General features: G+C 60.8%; 13 protein-coding genes. 5 read left to right on the top strand and 8 right to left on the bottom strand.

What is annotated here, in order from left to right; genetic code table 11:
* Positions 1-62 precede the first annotated feature (62 nt).
* Positions 63-1,010 (bottom strand): IS110 family transposase, encoded by a 948-nt coding sequence (locus I5961_RS13870; RefSeq protein ID WP_227234178.1) that lies wholly within the window; start codon positions 1,008-1,010, stop codon positions 63-65.
* A gap of 362 nt (positions 1,011-1,372) precedes the next feature.
* Between I5961_RS13870 and I5961_RS13865 the strand changes: the two genes are divergently transcribed.
* The 4 genes from I5961_RS13865 (at position 1,373) to I5961_RS13850 (ending at position 5,583) form a co-directional block, all read left to right on the top strand.
* Complete coding sequence (locus I5961_RS13865) at positions 1,373-2,521, top strand: MalY/PatB family protein (RefSeq protein ID WP_227235526.1); 1,149 nt, start codon at positions 1,373-1,375, stop codon at positions 2,519-2,521.
* Between the two features lie 95 nt (positions 2,522-2,616).
* The gene (locus I5961_RS13860; protein WP_085696189.1) at positions 2,617-3,474 is read left to right on the top strand and encodes a glucose 1-dehydrogenase; all 858 of its coding nucleotides are present in this window, start codon (positions 2,617-2,619) and stop codon (positions 3,472-3,474) included.
* A gap of 90 nt (positions 3,475-3,564) precedes the next feature.
* Entirely contained in the window at positions 3,565-4,176 is a 612-nt protein-coding gene (locus tag I5961_RS13855; protein WP_085696190.1) for a Yip1 family protein, read from the top strand.
* Positions 4,177-4,224: 48 nt separating this feature from the next.
* Entirely contained in the window at positions 4,225-5,583 is a 1,359-nt protein-coding gene (locus tag I5961_RS13850) for a cation:proton antiporter (RefSeq protein WP_227235525.1), read from the top strand.
* 13 nt (positions 5,584-5,596) lie between these two features.
* Here the strand turns inward: I5961_RS13850 and I5961_RS13845 are convergent, their stop codons facing one another.
* The 4 genes from I5961_RS13845 to I5961_RS13830 all read right to left on the bottom strand — a co-directional run bounded on the left by I5961_RS13845 (position 5,597) and on the right by I5961_RS13830 (position 12,101).
* Complete coding sequence (locus I5961_RS13845; protein WP_085696192.1) at positions 5,597-6,133, bottom strand: hypothetical protein; 537 nt, start codon at positions 6,131-6,133, stop codon at positions 5,597-5,599.
* Between the two features lie 70 nt (positions 6,134-6,203).
* Positions 6,204-8,123, bottom strand: coding sequence for a PAS domain-containing sensor histidine kinase (locus tag I5961_RS13840; RefSeq protein WP_227235524.1), 1,920 nt, complete (start codon positions 8,121-8,123; stop codon positions 6,204-6,206).
* Between the two features lie 10 nt (positions 8,124-8,133).
* Positions 8,134-10,452 carry an ATP-dependent DNA helicase gene (locus I5961_RS13835; protein ID WP_227235523.1) on the bottom strand — a complete coding sequence of 773 codons (2,319 nt, stop codon included), beginning with the start codon at positions 10,450-10,452 and terminating at the stop codon, positions 8,134-8,136.
* Positions 10,449-12,101 carry a VRR-NUC domain-containing protein gene (locus tag I5961_RS13830; RefSeq protein ID WP_227235522.1) on the bottom strand — a complete coding sequence of 551 codons (1,653 nt, stop codon included), beginning with the start codon at positions 12,099-12,101 and terminating at the stop codon, positions 10,449-10,451. Before I5961_RS13830 ends, I5961_RS13835 begins: the two co-directional genes overlap by 4 nt.
* Positions 12,102-12,296: 195 nt before the next feature.
* Here I5961_RS13830 and I5961_RS13825 point away from each other — a divergent pair, with 195 nt between their 5' ends.
* Positions 12,297-12,521: a YgdI/YgdR family lipoprotein gene (locus tag I5961_RS13825; RefSeq protein ID WP_085696196.1), complete on the top strand. Its 225-nt coding sequence runs from the start codon at positions 12,297-12,299 to the stop codon at positions 12,519-12,521.
* A gap of 58 nt (positions 12,522-12,579) precedes the next feature.
* Here the strand turns inward: I5961_RS13825 and I5961_RS13820 are convergent, their stop codons facing one another.
* The 3 genes from I5961_RS13820 to I5961_RS13810 form a co-directional block, all read right to left on the bottom strand.
* Complete coding sequence (locus I5961_RS13820) at positions 12,580-12,954, bottom strand: hypothetical protein (protein ID WP_085702996.1); 375 nt, start codon at positions 12,952-12,954, stop codon at positions 12,580-12,582.
* 172 nt (positions 12,955-13,126) lie between these two features.
* On the bottom strand, positions 13,127-14,980 hold the full coding sequence (locus I5961_RS13815; RefSeq protein WP_227235521.1) for a polyurethanase: 1,854 nt from the start codon (positions 14,978-14,980) through the stop codon (positions 13,127-13,129).
* Between the two features lie 196 nt (positions 14,981-15,176).
* Positions 15,177-16,865 (bottom strand): polyurethanase, encoded by a 1,689-nt coding sequence (locus I5961_RS13810; protein WP_227235520.1) that lies wholly within the window; start codon positions 16,863-16,865, stop codon positions 15,177-15,179.
* Between the last annotated feature and the right edge of the window lie 26 nt (positions 16,866-16,891).

Below are 16,891 nucleotides of genomic sequence, written 5' to 3'. Positions count from 1 at the left end.
CCGTCGGCCGTTTGTCGGATCACCACCTCCCTGTGGGAGATTCTATGGTTTAGGGGAAACCCTCAACTTGCTTTCGGCTGGTATTCGCTCTGCCCCTTTAGTAGTGCGAATACGACCCGAGCAAGTTTACGGGCCAGAATCACCAGTGCCTGAGTGGTGCTGAACCCTTTAGCTCGTTGCTCTTCATAAAAACCTTTCCAGGTCGCTGTTCGGCTGGCCGACATGGCTGCATTGTGCAAAAGTCGGCGCGCCTCCGGATCACCTCGTTTTGTCAGACTGCGACGACCGTCCTTCTGCCCCGACTGTGAAACCCGTAAATCCATCCCCAAAAAAGCGATGAATGCGTCAGCGTTTTTAAACTCGCCCCGTTGAAACGCCGCGATCAGGCGAGCTCCAGTCAAAAAGCCTATGCCTTCAACTTTCATGCAGCGCCTTAGATGGACAAGTAAACCGGCCTCTTTAAGGAGGTCGTTGATCATCTTCTCGACCAGCACTTCAAGCCTCTGCATTGAGGCTATTTGCTCGGCAAAAGCGGCTTTGAGCAGCGGCTCATTTGCCCAGCTCTGTACCAGGCCAACTCGTGCCTGAACCAGCGCGGCGCGCCGGCGGAAAAGGCTCAAGAGCTGACGATACAGCGGCGATGGTGGAGTCCATGGGTGAAGCTCTTCATATTCGTTTTTCAGATAACGGGCGAGCAGCTTTGCATCCAGCGCGTCGGTTTTGGCGCGAACCTTCACACCTTTGCGGTAGTGGCTTAGTTCATAGCCACCGACCATGTAAATCGTGCAGCCGGCATCATGGGCCAGATCGGCGAATTCCAAGTGATAGATATTGGTCGACTCAATTGCTATGTCGACCGGTGCCGGCAAGGTTTTCAGCCATTTCTTGATGGCTGGCTTGTTATTGGGAAGCGTTTCCAGCAGATCCAGTTCGGTCTGGTAGATCACCAGCTCATCTTTGGCGACATCCACGCCCACGATTGGCTTGGAAACAGAAACCGACATTGCCATTGAACACCCCCGAGATATGGTTTTGAGCACTTGAAGGGCTCACCCAGAGGCGCAGGCTTGTTCCTATCGTCGGTCTAGCCAGATGCATTCTTTATCGGCGCTTGGGTGAAAGGAGGAGGGGAGAAATCTCCCACGGATCTGTACTGCGCCAACAGTCAGAATCGAGCCTTGTCCCTCCTCCTCCCTTCAAGTACCAGCATACAAGCGAGCTTGCTCGCGAAAAGCGGTGTGTCATTCAACATTGATGCTGCCTGACCAGACGCATTCGCGAGCAAGCTCGCTCCCACAGGTTTTGTGTGCTCCTTCAGGAGCATGGGCTTATCATGGCGGGCACGACCCATCTCCGCCTTCAGAGACCGCGCATGACTTTCGATTTTGATCAGGTATTCGACCGCCACGACACCGGCAGCACCAAGTGGAGCCGCTATCCGGCCGACGTGTTGCCGATGTGGGTCGCTGACATGGATTTCGCTGCGCCGCCAGTGGTCATCGAGGCGTTGCAACAGCGCCTGCTGCACCCGTTGGTGGGTTACAGCGTGGCCCAGGACAACCTGCGCGAGGCCATCGTTGCCGACCTCTGGAACAAGTTCGCCTGGCGGGTCAAACCGCAGGAGCTGATCTTCCTGCCGGGTGTTGAATCGGGTTTCAACATGGCGCTCAAGGCGCTGGTGCAGCCTCAGCAGAACGTCGTGGTGCAAACCCCGAACTACCCGCCGCTGCGCCATGCGCCGGGCCATTGGGGCCTGAACAAGGTCGAACTGGAATTCAACGCTCTGGCCGACGGCACCTACGCCACGCCGCTGGATGCCTTGCGTGAATCCCTGAAAGGTGGCGGCGCCCTGCTGCTGAGCAACCCGCACAACCCGATCGGCAAGGTCTTCGGCCGTGAAGAACTGCAAGCGGTGGCCGACATCTGCATGGCGCAGGACGCCTGGATCATCTCCGACGAGATCCACGCCGAGCTGTGCTACGACGGCCGTGTGCACATCCCGACCGCCTCCCTGAGCCCGGAGATCGCCCGTCGCACCATCACCCTGATGTCGGCGAGCAAGGCCTACAACATCGCCGGTCTCAAGACCTCGTTCATGATCATCCAGGACGCCGCCCTGCGCGAACGCGTCAACCACGCCCGTTGCGGCATGGTCGACAGCGTCAACCCGTTGGGCATGGAAGCCACCCGCGTGGCCTACAGCGAGGCCGGTCCGTGGCTGAAGGAACTCAAGCAATACCTGCAAGCCAACCGTGACTGGCTGGTAGAAGCGGTTCGCAGCCGTCTGCCCGGCGTAACGATCAACGTTCCACAAGGCACTTATCTGGCGTGGCTCGACTGCTCGGCGCTGGATCTGGACGACCCACAGAAATTCTTCCTGGAGCACGCCCGCGTCGGCCTCAGCCCTGGCCTGGATTTTGGCGATCTCAGCCAACAGTTCGTGCGCCTGAACTTCGGCTGCCCGCGCTCGATGCTGGAAGAAGGGATCTCGCGGATGGAGCGAGCCTTGAAGTCCCGGTAATCACGTCAGGACAAACCCAAGCGTCAATCCGATCGAACTCACTCAAGACAGGCCGGGTCAACCGGCCTACCTGACATGAGACCCGGAGATTGACGATGACGCACTATCCAAAACCCCCATTCCCGAAACAGGCACAACCGGTTCCTGGCTCCCAGCGCAAGATGGAGCCCTACCCCGATTGCGGCGAGCAAAGCTACACCGGCTCCGGTCGGCTGGCCGGCAAGATTGCGCTGATTACCGGCGCCGACAGCGGCATCGGCCGGGCGGTGGCAATTGCCTTCGCTCGTGAAGGTGCAGATGTAGCGGTCGCCTATCTCAACGAACACGAAGATGCCAAGGAAACCGCGCGCTGGGTCGAACAGGCCGGCCGCCAGTGCCTGCTGCTGCCCGGCGACATTGCCCAGAAGGCCCAGTGCCAGGCGTTGGTGGACCAAACTGTCGAGCGCTTCGGCCGCATCGACGTGCTGGTCAACAATGCAGCCTTCCAGATGACTCATGAAACCTTCGAGGAGATTCCCGACGATGAATGGGTGATGACCTTCGACGTCAACATCACCGCGATTTTCCGTCTGTGCCAGGCCGCCATCAAACACATGGGCCCCGGCGCTTCGATCATCAACACCAGTTCGGTCAACTCGGACATGCCCAAACCCACCCTGCTCGCCTACGCCACCACCAAAGGCGCCATCGCCAATTTCACCGGTGGTCTGGCCCAGATACTCGGGCCGAGGGAGATTCGCGTGAACTGCGTCGCGCCGGGGCCGATCTGGACGCCGCTGATCGTCTCGACCATGCCGGATGAAGAAGTGCAGAACTTCGGCGAGCAGACACCACTCGGCCGGCCCGGCCAGCCAGTGGAAGTCGCGCCGATCTATGTGCTGCTGGCGTCGGACGAAGCCAGCTACATCACCGGTCAGCGCTATGGCGTGACCGGCGGCAAACCCATGCTCTGATCACACCGCCGAAAAAAGTGAACCGCTGGACAAGGCGACCTCTCCATACCTTCATGGCCCGTTCGGGTTGCAAGAGATCAGGAGGTCGTCATGTCCGCACCTATCGTCAAACTCTTCACCCAGCCGAACTTCGCCTGGACCGATATCCGCCGCGAAGAAGAAGCGCATCCGCGTCATTACCTCGCCCATCTGCTGTTACTGGCACTTGTTCCGGCGGTGTGCCTGTTCATCGGCACGACTTATGTCGGCTGGAGCCTGGCGGCGGGTGAAACCGTCAGGCTCAGCAGTGCCAGCGCTCTGCAGCTGAGTGTCATGCTCTACCTCACTATCGTCGTCGGTGTGGCGATCATCGGCGGTTTCATCCGCTGGATGTCGCGCACCTTCGATGCGCGGCCGACGCTCAATCAGTGCATAGGTTTCGCGGCGTATACCGTCAGCCCGTTTTTCCTCGCCGGGATCGCCGGCCTGTACCCGAGCCGCTGGCTGGCGGTACTGGTGCTGGGCGCGGCGTCGATTTATTCGACGTTTCTGCTGTTCGTTGGCCTGCCGACCTTCATGCACGAGCGCAAGGAACAGGGCTTGCTGTATTCGGCGAGCGTCTGGGGCGTTGCGCTGCTGGTGCTGGTGACGTTGCTGGTATCGATGATTCTGCTGTGGTTCAACGTGCTGACGCCGCAATACCTGCGCACGACCGCGGGTTAGGTCGGGCATGTTGCGGCGACATCGAATCGGCGCGGCGGGCCTCCCGTCGTGAGCTTCATCGTTTGGGTCGCGGTGCTCGGCGCCGTGCTGCTCATGCTTGCACTGACGTCCTCCTATCTGCGATGGATGCCGGTGACGACATCTGCGGTATGCCTGCTGTTGGGTGTCGGCATCGGGCCGGTCGGGCTTGATTTGCTGAAATTGCCGCTGGACGAAGCCTCTTTGTGGATGGAGCACCTGACCGAAGTCGCGGTGCTATTTTCTCTGTTTGTCTGCGGTTTGAAACTGCGATTGCCGCTGCGCGACAAACGTTGGCGGATCGCATTCGGCCTGGCAGGTCCGGTGATGGTGCTGACGATCATTGGGGTCTGCCTGCTGCTGCATTTCGGCTTTAACCTGAATTGGGGCCCTTCGTTGCTGATCGGGGCGATTCTGGCGCCGACCGATCCGGTACTCGCTGCGCTGGTACAGGTCAACGATGCACGGGACGTCGACAGCGTGCGGTTCGGCCTGTCCGGCGAGGCCGGGCTCAATGACGGGATTGCCTTTCCTTTCGTGATCCTCGGGCTGTTGCTGCTGCACGGTGAAGGTTTTGCCGCCGAGTGGCCCGACTGGGTGCTACGCAGCGTGCTCTGGGCCGTGCCCGCCGGCTTGCTTTGCGGTTACTGGATGGGCCGTGGCATCGGCCGCCTGACTTTGTCACTGCGTATCCGCAACGATGACAGCACCCTCAGCCCCAACGACTATCTGGCGCTGGCATTGATCGCACTGGCTTACGTGGCGGCGGAATCCATTGGTGGCTACGGCTTTCTGTCAGTGTTTGCCGCCGGCCTGGGGTTGCGGCAGGAGGAAGTCAAATTCACCGGCGCCCACCAACCACCCGCCGAGCATCTAGTGCAACCGGTGGTCGGCCATCAGAACGTCGAACCGCAGCAGGCGGTCCATGGCGATACCGAACGACTGGAAGACAGCCAAGTGGCCGCCGGCATCATGATGGGCGACATGCTGTCTTTCGGAGGTCTGGTCGAGCGGGCGATGGAAGTGTTTCTGGTGACCCTGCTGGGCGTGGTGCTGGTCAGTCACTGGGACTGGCGGGCGTTGCTGGTCGGCGGCGTACTGTTTTGTGTGATTCGCCCCGTTTGCGTAGCGTTGATGCCATGGGGATCGCTACTCGCGGGGCGCCAACGGTTGTTGATCGGCTGGTTCGGCATTCGAGGCATCGGCAGTCTGTTCTACCTTTTCTATGCGCTGAACCATGGACTGGACAACAGCGTGGGCACGCTGTGTACCGACCTGACCCTGTCGGTGGTGGCGCTGAGCATTCTGCTGCACGGCGTCAGCACCCAGCCGATCCTCGCCCGCTACGAGCAGCGTAAACAGCCGGACAAGTCGACAGACCGCTCTTGAGCGCGGTGCTGCTTCAGCTTCCCGGGTTGGTCACCTGAATGTAGATGGCATACGTGCCGAGCAACATCCAGAACGTGGCAAAGATCCACGGCGTTCGAATGGAAAACAGCAGTGACTTGCGATAGCCCTTGTGGCTCGATTCCATCTCACTGAACAAAGGCGATTCGTCATAAGCCAGCCCCATCAGGGGTTCGCTGCGCAGCAATTCACTCTGTTTGAAATGCCAATGATCGATGATGTCGTAAGCGGCACGAATCCCCGGCCAGGCATTGAGCGAACTGAGCATGCCAAGCAAGGCCAGGAACGGTGGCACCACCAGCGTGAACAACTTGCCCCACTCGGGGTTGAGGTTGGCCATGCAGGACGCGAAGGCAATCACCAGAAACGATTGCGCCGCCAGGTAGGCGTCGGTTCGATTGGCCAGGATGCTGGTTTCGTACTGGATTTCCCGTCGGTAGAAATCCAGCCGCTCCTTGGGTGAGCCGAACATTTTGGCGTTATGTTCGTTCAGGGTTTCTTCGGCGGTCGGCTCGGTCAATATGCGTGGCACGGTAGAGCGCTCCAGGACAAAGCGTTTGGAGGCGCCACGTCCCGGACAAGTTCAGCTCGATTGCCCCGATTCACTTCATCGACCGGGCAATGATCTCCATCAGATTCAGTTGATTGAACGGTTTCGACAGTCGTGGCAAGCCGGCTGCAAAGCCTTCGAGGCGCTCGGCATAACCGGTGGCGAGGATGATCGGCAGATCCGGCTTGAGCATGCGTACGGCGTGAGCCAGTTGTGCGCCGCTCATCTGTGGCATGGCCATGTCGGTGATCATCAGGTCGATCACCTGGCCCTGATCGAACAGTTCCAGCGCCTGGGCGCCGGAAGTGGCGCCGATTACCCGATGGCCAAGGTCTTCCAGCAACAGGACGGTGCTGGTGAGCACCAGACTGTCATCATCCACTACCAGCACGCTGAGGCGTGGCACCGTGTCGGTGGACAAAACCGGGGCATGCGGTGTGGCGGCGACGCTGTCGATGGCTACCGGCAACCACAGCTCAGCGGTCGTACCCTGCCCCTTGGTACTTTTCAGAATGAATCGCCCGCCCAGTTGTTCGATGAAGCCGTGGACCATCGACAACCCAAGCCCGGTGCCTTTGCCCAGGCCTTTGGTGGTGAAAAACGGATCGGTCGCCGATGCCAGCGTGTCAGCGTCCATGCCTTCACCGGTATCGATCACCCTCAGGCAGACGTAACGCCCGGCCGTCATGGTCGAGTCGTTTTGTTCGAGCACAACTTCTGGCTCGGCACGGATGATGACGCTTCCGCCATCGGGCATGGCGTCGCGGGCGTTGGTCGCCAGGTTAAGCACCGCCAGTTCGAGCTGGTTGCTGTCAGCCAACACGGCTTGCAGATCATCGGGGAATAGAGTTTCGATGCGGATCCCCGGCCCCAGCGAACTGCGCAATAGCCCAGTGATGCCCTGCACCAGTTTCGGGATTTCGATCGGTTCGGTCTTGAGCTCCTGACGCCGGGCGAAAGCCAGCATGCGTTGGGTCAGCGAAACGCCGCGCAATGCGCCCTGCGTGGCGTTTTCCAGCAGACGGCTGACTTTAGGGTCCTCGCCCAGGCGTTTGCGCACGATTTCCAGGTTGCCGAGAATCACCGTCAGCAAATTGTTGAAGTCATGGGCAATGCCGCCGCTGAGTTGGCCGATGGCCTGCATTTTCTGCGCCTGGAACAGCGCTTCACGGGTTTTCTCCAGGGCCTGCTGCGCTTCGGTAGCTTCGGTGACGTCGCGGGTAATCTTGGCAAAGCCGAGCAAGGTGCCGGTGTCGCCGCGAATCGCATCGACCACCACATGCGCCAGAAACCGCGTGCCGTCCTTGCGCAGGCGCCAGCTCCTGTTCTCGAAACGGCCTTCGCTTACCGCGGTTTCCAGGGCGCGCTGGGGTTCACCCGCCTCACGGTCTTGCGGGGTGTAGAACATCGAGAAATGCTTGCCGATCACTTCATCCGGCTTGTATCCCTTGATTCGCTGGGCACCGGGGTTCCAGTTGGTCACCCGGCCTTCGGGGCTGAGCATGTAGATCGCATAGTCGGTGACGCCCTGCACCAACAGGCGGAACTGTTGTTCGCTCTGCTTGAGGGTTTCTTCGGCCATCTTGCGGTCGGTCAGGTCGCGGGTGATCTTGGCAAACCCGAGCAGTTGCCCGCCCGGGCTGAAAATCGGATCGATCACTACGTGGCACCAGAAGTGCGTGCCGTCCTTGCGGACCCGCCAGCCTTCACCCTCGAACCGGCCTTCGCGGATCGCCGTGTCCAGCGCTCGCTGCGGCAAACCTTTTGCGCGGTCTTCATCGGTGTAGAAACGGGAAAAGTGTTCGCCGAGGATTTCCGATTCTTCGTATCCCTTGAAGCGTTTGGCGCCGGAGTTCCAGCTGGTGATGATGCCATCGGGGTCGATCATGTAGATCGCATAATCGACCACCGCATCGATCAGCAAACGAAAGCGCATGTCTTCAATTGCAGCGGACTTCTTGTTCTCGCTCATCAGGCTTGGCTCAAAACAGTTTTTCAATCACCGGAGTATGCGGCAAACCGGCGGATTGGAAAGGTGCTTCTGCGAGATCGAGGTGCCACCAGCGTGGCAGCAATTGGCGGATGCGACTTTCGGCAAAGCGATCATCGATCAGCATCACCACGCCGCGATCCTGCTGGGTACGGATCACCCGCCCGGCGGCCTGCACCACTTTCTGCACGCCGGGGAACAGGTAGGTGTAGTCGTAACCGGCACCGAAGATCGCGGCCATGCGCCGCTTCATCTGTTCATTGACCGGATTGAGCTGGGCCAGCCCGAGGGTGGCGATGAATGCGCCAATCAGCCGTGCGCCGGGCAGATCGATGCCTTCACCGAACGCGCCGCCGAGCACGGCAAAACCGACGCCCTGGCTGTCGGCGGTGAATTGATCGAGAAAGTCCTGCCGCGCGCCTTCGGTCATGCCCCGGGATTGCTGCCAGCGGGTGATGTGCGGGTGCCGCTCGGCGAGCAACTGCGCGACCTGTTGCAGGTAATCGAAACTGCTGAAGAACGCCAGGTAGTTGCCCGGACGCTCACTGAACTGGCGGGCGATCAGCTCGACAATCGGCTCCAGCGATGCCTGACGGTGCGTGAAACGGGTGGAAATCCGGCTGACGATCCGCACCTGCAATTGTTCGGCGCTGAACGGCGATTCGACATCGATCCAGACGGTGGCGGCCGGCGTGCCGAGCAAGTCGGCGTAATAGTGGCGCGGGCTGAGGGTTGCGGAAAACAGCACGCTGCTGCGCGCCGCACTCAGGCGCGGGCCGATGAACGCCGCCGGCACCACGTTGCGCAGGCACAGCTGCGATAACGGTCGCTTGCGCTCGAGGTCGCGTTTGCTGATGTCGAACAGGTAATGCGCGTCGAACAGCTCTGCTACCCGGCCGAACTGCAGCATCTCGAAATAGAAGTTCTGCAACGCGCTGTCGAGCCCTTGCGGGTGATCGTTGAGGTAGTCGCCGATACTCGCCGTGCAGGAAGAAAGCGCCTGCAGCAGTTTTTCCGGCGCCTTGTCGTAGGCCTGATACGGCGCCAACTGGTCATTGTGCAGGGCGTTCCATTCACGGTTGACCCGCTGCAGCGACTTCTTCAAGGCCTCGGGCGCGGTTTTGCGCACGCTGCCCAGTGTCGCCTGATCGAGAGTGGCGCTGTACATCTGCCGACCGCGTTCGACCAGGTTGTGCGACTCGTCCACCAGCACGGCGACGTTCCATTGATTGAACTGGGCCAGGCCAAACAGCAGCGCGCTGAAGTCAAAGTAGTAGTTGTAGTCGGCCACCACCACGTCGGCCCAGCGGGCCATTTCCTGGCTCAGGTAGTAAGGACACACCGCGTGCTGCGCGGCGACGTCCCGCAGTGCAGCCTGATCCAGCAGGCGCAATTGGCTGGCGGCTTCGCGGGCAGCGGGCAAACGGTCGTAAAAACCCTGGGCCAACGGGCAGGATTCGCCGTGGCAAGCCTTGTCCGGGTGTTCGCAGGCCTTGTCCCGGGCGACCATTTCCAGCACCCGCAGGGGCAGGGTTGCGCTGTGATCGAACAGCACTTGCGCCGCATCCAGCGCCAGTTTGCGTCCGGGTGTCTTGGCGGTGAGGAAGTAAACCTTGTCCAGTTGCCGCGGCGCCAACGCCTTGAGCATCGGAAACAGGGTACCGAGTGTCTTGCCGATCCCGGTCGGCGCCTGAGCCATCAGACAGCGGCCGGTGCTGACAGCCTTGAACACCGATTCGGCGAGGTGACGCTGGCCGGGGCGAAAGGCGGCATGGGGAAAACCCAACTGCTGCGCCGCATGGTTGCGCGCTTCGCGGTGGGCCATTTCCTGTTCGGCCCACGCCAGAAACAAACCGCACTGTCGTTCGAAGAACTGCCGCAGCGCTTCGGCGCTGAACGCCTCGACCAGACAGGTTTCCTTTTCCGTGACGATGTCGAAATACACCAGCGCCAGATTGATCTGCTCAAGCTGCAATCGACAGCACATCAACCAGCCATAGATTTTCGCCTGGGCCCAATGCAGTGAACGATGATTGGCCGGTTGTTTGCTCAAGTCGCCGCGGTAGGTTTTGACTTCTTCCAGGCAGTTCTGCGTCGGGTCGTAGCCGTCCGCCCTGCCCTTGACCTTCAATGGCCCGAATGCGCCCTCCAGCGCCACTTCGCTCTGGTAAGCGTCGTTGCGCCGGGACGCCACCGTACGATGCCCGGCAATCCCCTCCAGCGCGGTCGGTGACGGGGTGAAGCGCAAGTCGAGGTCACCGGTTTTGGCGGTGAATTCGCACAACGCCCGCACCGCGATGCTGTAGCTCAAGCGCCCTGCTCCGCCCATTGCACGTAACACACGGCGACCGGCATCCGGTGCGTATGGCAGAACTCCAGCCAGCGCAATTGGTTGTCCTGCAAGCGATCGCCCGGGCCTTTGACTTCGATCATCCGGTAGGTATTGTGCTGCGGCCAGAACTGGATCAGGTCGGGCATGCCGGCGCGATTGGCCTTGATGTCCAGCAGCAGACGGCTGAACCAGTGCTTGAGGTGTTCGGCCGGCAGACAGGCCAGCGCCTGCTCCAGCAGCTCTTCATTGAGCGCGCCCCAGAATACGAACGGCGACTGCACGCCCCATTTGGCGGCGAACCGCGCGCGGATGGTGTCGGCATAGCGGCCATCGTCGAGTTCGGCCAGACAGGCCTGAAACAGCTGCGCACGACGCAGCTGGAAGTCCTCGTTGAGCAGATCCACCGGCCCGCGCTGAAACGGGTGAAAGAACGCGCCCGGCAATGGCGCGAAGATCGCCGGCCAGCACAGTAGGCCGAACAATGAATTGATCAGGCTGTTTTCCACGTAATGCACCGGGCCCGTTTCTTCGTGCAGGTGCGCCTGAACGTGATATTCCACCGACAACGCCGGATCCAGACGCGGCAGGTGCAGATCCAGCCGTTCCACCAGACCGGGCGCTGTGCGTTTGATCGGTGGCCCGCCGAGCTTGCGCCGCAAGCGCGGCAACAGCCGTTGCAGGCCCTGCTGTTCGGTAGCGGTTTCCGGCGCTTGCTCGGCAATCACCGCCAGTTCCAGCGCCAACGCATATTCGGCGCTGCGCTCCAGCACGCGGATCATCCGCAATCGGGCGCCGGGATAGGCGCAATCGCGATAGATCCTAAGGGCCAGGGCGAATTCGCCGATGCGCTCGCAGTATTGGCCGATCTGGAACAACAGCTTGCCGCGTCGGCGTTGCAGCCACGGGTTGTCGAAATGCAGCGCCGCGACCTGTTCGACGATCGGCTCCAGCGGCTCGCCGGCCTCGAAATACAACTGGCAGTCATGCAGAAACAGACAGGCATCGACGTCGGCACGACTACGCAGGCCCCGGGAGTCGGCGCTGAATTCGACTTTTTCGTAGGTGAAGATGCCAAGGTCGGCGAGCACGAACTCCGACCAGTCCTGATACAGGTTGCCGAAGAACATCAGGCGAAAACGGTCGCACAGCTGCATCAGCGTCAGGCTGAACAGCCGATCCGCCAGCGTCGGGCACCACTGCCTGAAACTGCGGGGTTCGGGAAATTGTTCGTGCAGCAGCGGCAGCCAGTCGACTTTCTTGCCTCGTGGCTGGTCGATGGCCGGGCCGAAGGCTTGCAGGATCTCGGCCTTGAGCAACACCTCGAACAGATCCGCCATCGCCAACGGCGCCTGCTCATCGAGCCAGCCATGCTCCAGCAGCGGTTGCGCCGCCTCGGCGATGTCGCCTATTTCCGGATAATTCAGCTTGCCGGCGCGAAAATGCACGCCCTTGCGCATGACCATCCGCACCAGCAACCCCTGGGATCCGCGCGGCAGTGCCTTGAAGTCGTGGATGAAGGCGTGCTCCGCTTCGCTCATGACGTCGGCGTAGCGAAGCTCAAGCCAATCAAGCACCTGGCGGAAGTTGTTGAGGTAATAGAACGGGTCGTCGAGGGGATTGGCAGTCACGGTGAATTCGGGGCCATGGCAAGCGAGTACTGGTTATGCGTACAGATACCAGCCTGCCCCCGCAGGTGCAAACGGAAAAAGATCAGTGGCACCTCCGGTGTGGTTTTTTTCAGGTGGCCATCGAACTTTTCCGGGCGCAATGGCACCAACCGCGTTAGAGGCCGACATTGGTCGAAATGAACAGGAATGCTGCTTATGAAAATCAAGACTCTCGGGATCCCGTTGGCTGTTGCGGCGCTGTTGGCACTGGCCGGCTGCTCTACCCAGACGGTGGTCACCTTGCAGAACGGCACCCAATACCTGACCGAAGACATGCCCGACACCAAAACCGAGGATGGCTTCTATGAGTTCAAGGATATTTCCGGCGCCAAGGTGCGTGTACGTGCAGACGAAGTAGCCACGGTGCGCAAGGAAGACTGACCGCGACCCCATCAAAAAAGGCTGCGTTCCTGTTGGAGCGCAGCCTTTTTTGCATTTGTCAGCGGGGTAACGCCATGCCCGGGATGGAGCCATCGCAGTTCAACGCTCGCTCGCCGCGCCGGACCATTTCTTCCTGCAAGCGCTGGCAACGTTGGCGTTCCTGCTGCGCCATGCGGTCGATGCTCAGGTTACCGGTCATTTCCGGTTCATGGTCTTCGCCGATGCGAATCGTCACGAACGGTTGTTCGGGCTGGATGTAAAAGCGGCTTTTCTCTTCAACGGGTTTGACGTCGTCACTGTCGGCCGGTTTTGGCAGTTGATCGGTGGTGACGCCATAGCGGCTCAGAATCGAGCTGTGAGGCAGATCGGCCCAGGCATTGGCCGACAGCAGCGCCAGTCCCGTCATACCGATAAACCTCTTGAAACCTTTCACGTGTGAATCTCCTGTACTCGTTGGCGGCCTTTGGATGACGAACGTTGCCGTCATGACTTTAGGCCGCATTTCCTGTTGGTGCAGGGATTGGAGTCAGGGAATGGCGGGTGAGTCACTTTCGATATAGGAAGGTTTGATGGGGAGAGAGCTTGCTCCCTCCCCACGCTTGCCGTCAGGCGATCACAATCCCGTCGGCACTCAAGCTGTTCAATGCAACCCCGACCAGCGTCACCGAATCAGCGCCGAATTTCAGCACCGTATCCTGTCCCACCGCCGTGGCATGGGCGCGGAAGTCGTCGCCCGGCAGCACCCCCTGCACGCCGAGGAACACCAGTTTGTCATTGGCGGTGTAACCCAACACGCGATCCTGACCGAACGCGCCGCTGAACAGGAAGGTATCCGCCCCGCCGCCCGACTCCATCAGGTCATTGCCGGCGCCGCCGACGAACACGTCGTTGCCCGCTCCGCCAATCAAGTGATCGTTGCCGTCAAGGCCGAACAGCCAGTCACCGCTGGCCTTGGCCTTGAGGGTGTCGGCGCCGCCGGTGCCTTTCACGCTCGACTCGTACTGAGTGACATTGTTGCCGACCTTCAAACCGGTCGCGGTGACGCTGTGGGTCACGTCATCCTTGAACAGGCCCCAGAGAAAACCCGGCTCCTTGGTGACGATGCTGCCGATATCGCGGGTGATGCTGATGCCGCCGTTGGCATCGCGGATGTACAGGTTGCCGACGCCGTCGTTGGCGAAGTCGTAGGTATTGACCGACTTCTGCAACTCCAGAGTGTTGTTGCCCGAGCCGCCGAGCAGAATGTTGTAGCCCCCGCCATCGCGGAACGTGTCGTTGCCGGCGCGGCCTTCCAGATAATCGTTGCCGCTGCCGCCCTGGATCAGGTCGTTGCCGTCGCTGCCGATGATGAACGTGCTGCCCTTGTGGGTTTCGGCGTTGCGGTTCAGGTCCTGTACCCAAGTGCTGGCCCGCGCCGGGTCCGACAGGTTGGCGACGATGATCGTCGAGTCCTTGCTGGTCAGGTCGTAGAACTTCGACTCGATCACCCGGTTCATGCCATCCCCATAAGCGGTCGGCAGGTGCGAGATCCAGGTCGGAATGTTGATGATCGAGAACGGCAGCACGTTCCACGCCGCCGAGGCGTAGTGGTCGTTGAAGCTGACGATGTTATCGGTCGCCGACTCCTTGGGCGCGTCGTGCACGCCGAGGGATGCACCGGTGAAGGTCGAGCCGTCGAGGGCGCGGAACACCGGGTCGTTTTCGTAGCCGACGTTGAGCACCTTGTCGGTGCTGCTTTGGGTCGGCGAGGCGTAGGCGATGTAGTTGGAATCCTGGAAGAACCCGCCCCATTTGCTGGTGCTCAAATCCGCCATGCTGTTGACCGCCAGCCCGCCCAGGCTGTGACCGCTGACCAGCACGTCCTTGCCGGTCAGGCCATGGGCCTTGGCGAACGCCACCACATCGTTCATCAGGTTGCCGAAAGCTTCGCCGACGTAGTTTCTGGCGTAATCCTTGGGCCCGAATGCGGCGAGCAAGTCGTTGATCACGTCACCGATCGAGTCACCGATCAGGATTTCCCGTGGGCCGCTGGTGCCGCGAAAGGCGATGCCGATCTCGGTGAGATGGCCCTGAGCGTCGTATTTGCCGAGGATTTCCACTTGGGCGCTGGTGTAGCCGGCCTTTTCGCCGAAGAAGGTGCCGCGGGCATCGGTCTTGCCCTCGTAACCCAGTTGCGAGGCGGTGATCGGGGTCCAACCGGCTTTTTTCACCGCATCAAGCGCGGCTTTTTCCGAGTCGGGGTTCCACGGAATGCCAGGGATCACCCCCTGGGAATCCGTACCGCCGATCAGCGCGGTCACCAGCGTGGCCGGCAAACCGAGGCCGAAGCCGTTGTGCTGATAACCGACGGCAAAGCCGTTATCGAGGTTGTGGTAGGAATACAGCGTGATGGCCATGGCGTCGCTGAACAGCGCCTTGGAGTCCGCCGTACCGAAATTCTTGTAGTCATACACACCCATTGCTGTTGCCTCTCTTTTTGTTGGAATTGTTCAGAGATAGCTCACAACCAGAACGCCCCTCCCGAGGCGCCCCGGAGCATTTACTACACAGTCACAATGTGGGAGCGACGGTGCGACGATTCGACTTGCTCGCGATCGCAGTCTGTCAGTTACCGGTTGGGTGACTGACACGCCCTCTTCGCTCCCACAAGGTTTGTCAGGCGAAGACGAAACTCGAATCCGACAGATTAGCCACACCGACCCCGACCAGCGTCACGGCAAAATCGCCAATCTTCAGCACGGTATCGCTTCCGGACTGCGACGCGTGTTGCTTGTAGTCGTAGCCCTGCCCTGCGCCTTCGACGCCCATGAACACCAGTTTGTCGCTGCCCTGGTAGCCATTGATCGCGTCGAAGCCAAACGCGCCGCTGAACAGGAAGGTATTGTTGCCACCCACCGCGCTCATCACGTCATTGCCGGCGCCGCCGACGAAGGTCACGTGGGCCTTGTCGCTTTGCAGGTGATCGTTGCCGCCCAAGCCGAACAGCCAGTCGCCGTCAGCGGTGGCTTTGAGGGTGTCGCCCATCGCGCCGCCGCTGAGCGAGTGGTTGTACTGAGTCAGTTCGGAACCGTTGGCCAGGCCTTTGGCAGTGACGGTCCAGGTGATGTCCTTGCTGCCCCACCACGACCCCGACTCCTTGCTCACCAGCGCGCCGATGTCGCGGGTCATGCTGATGCCGCCGTAGGCGTCACGCACGTACAGCGTGCCGTCGCCGTCGTTGGCGAAGCTGAAGTTCTGCAACGGCTTTTGCAGTTCGAAGGTGTTGTGACCCTGACCACCGAGAAGGATGTTGAAACCGCCATCGTCACGGAAACGGTCATCGCCACCCAGGCCTTCCAGAAAGTCGTTGCCCGCCCCGCCCTTTAGCCAGTCGCCGCTGTCGGTGCCGATGATGAAGGTACTGCCGGTGTGCGGCTCGCCGCTGCGGCCCAGATCCTCGACCCAGGTCTTGCCCCGCGACGCTTCCTCAAGGTTGGAGACGATGATCGTCGAATCCTTGTGCGTCAGGCCGTAGAACTTCGACGCGATCACCCGATTCAGGCCGTCGGCATACCCCAGCGAGCTGTGGGCCGACCAGTTCAGCGGATTGGCGATGCTGAAAGGCACCAGGTTCTGCGCGGTGGACGCGTAGTTGTCATTGAAGTTGACGATGTTGTCGGTGGTCGAATCGTGCGGTTTGTCGTGCTTGCCCATCGACGCGGTACTGAACGTGGTGCCGTCGAGCACGCGGAACACCGGATCATTCTCATAACCGATGTTCAGCACGTTGGTGCCGGTGCTGCTCTGGGTCGGCGAGGCGAACGAAATGTAGTTGGCGTCCTTGAAGAACCCGCCCCAGTGACTCGCGCTCAACTCCGCTACGCTGTTGACCCCGAGGCCGCCGAGGCTGTGGCCGCTGATCAACACGTCCCTGGCCGCGATGCCATGGGCGACGGCGAAAGCAGCCACCGATTCGAGCAGATTGTCGAAGGCGTTTTTCGCGTACTGGGTGGCGTAATCCGTCGGGCCGATGGCGGCCAGCAGATTGTTTTTCATGTCGCCAAAAGTGTCGCTGTAACCCAGCCCGCCGGTGCCCCGGAAGGCCACACCGATGCCGATCAGCTTGCCCGCGGCGTCGTGCTTGCCGAGCACTTCGGCTTCGGCACTGGTGAAGCCGTCCTTCTCGCCGAAGAACGTGCCCTGCTCCCCGACCTTGCCCTGATAGCCCAGCGCCGTGGCGCCGATCGGCTTCCAGCCGGTGCCGGGCAAAGCCTGCCCGGTCGGCGTGTAGGCATACAGCGTCAGGGCGATGGCATCGCTGTACAGCGCTTTGCCGTCGGCATTTTTGTAATCGAACAGTCCCATGTTGTGCTCTCTCTTCCTTTCAAAAA

The organism is Pseudomonas sp. IAC-BECa141 (assembly GCF_020544405.1).
Lineage (GTDB): Bacteria > Pseudomonadota > Gammaproteobacteria > Pseudomonadales > Pseudomonadaceae > Aquipseudomonas.
The sequence above is the reverse complement of the archived record's forward strand: the minus strand, read 5'-3'. Positions and strand labels throughout refer to the sequence as shown.

Coding starts and splice junctions, on each gene's coding strand:
- I5961_RS13825 (WP_085696196.1), top strand. CDS start 12,297: ATGAAAATCAAGACTCTCGGGATCCCGTTGGCTGTTGCGGCGCTGTTG.
- I5961_RS13865 (WP_227235526.1), top strand. CDS start 1,373: ATGACTTTCGATTTTGATCAGGTATTCGACCGCCACGACACCGGCAGC.
- I5961_RS13810 (WP_227235520.1), bottom strand. CDS start 16,865: ATGGGACTGTTCGATTACAAAAATGCCGACGGCAAAGCGCTGTACAGC.
- I5961_RS13860 (WP_085696189.1), top strand. CDS start 2,617: ATGACGCACTATCCAAAACCCCCATTCCCGAAACAGGCACAACCGGTT.
- I5961_RS13840 (WP_227235524.1), bottom strand. CDS start 8,123: ATGAGCGAGAACAAGAAGTCCGCTGCAATTGAAGACATGCGCTTTCGT.
- I5961_RS13855 (WP_085696190.1), top strand. CDS start 3,565: ATGTCCGCACCTATCGTCAAACTCTTCACCCAGCCGAACTTCGCCTGG.
- I5961_RS13815 (WP_227235521.1), bottom strand. CDS start 14,980: ATGGGTGTGTATGACTACAAGAATTTCGGTACGGCGGACTCCAAGGCG.
- I5961_RS13870 (WP_227234178.1), bottom strand. CDS start 1,010: ATGGCAATGTCGGTTTCTGTTTCCAAGCCAATCGTGGGCGTGGATGTC.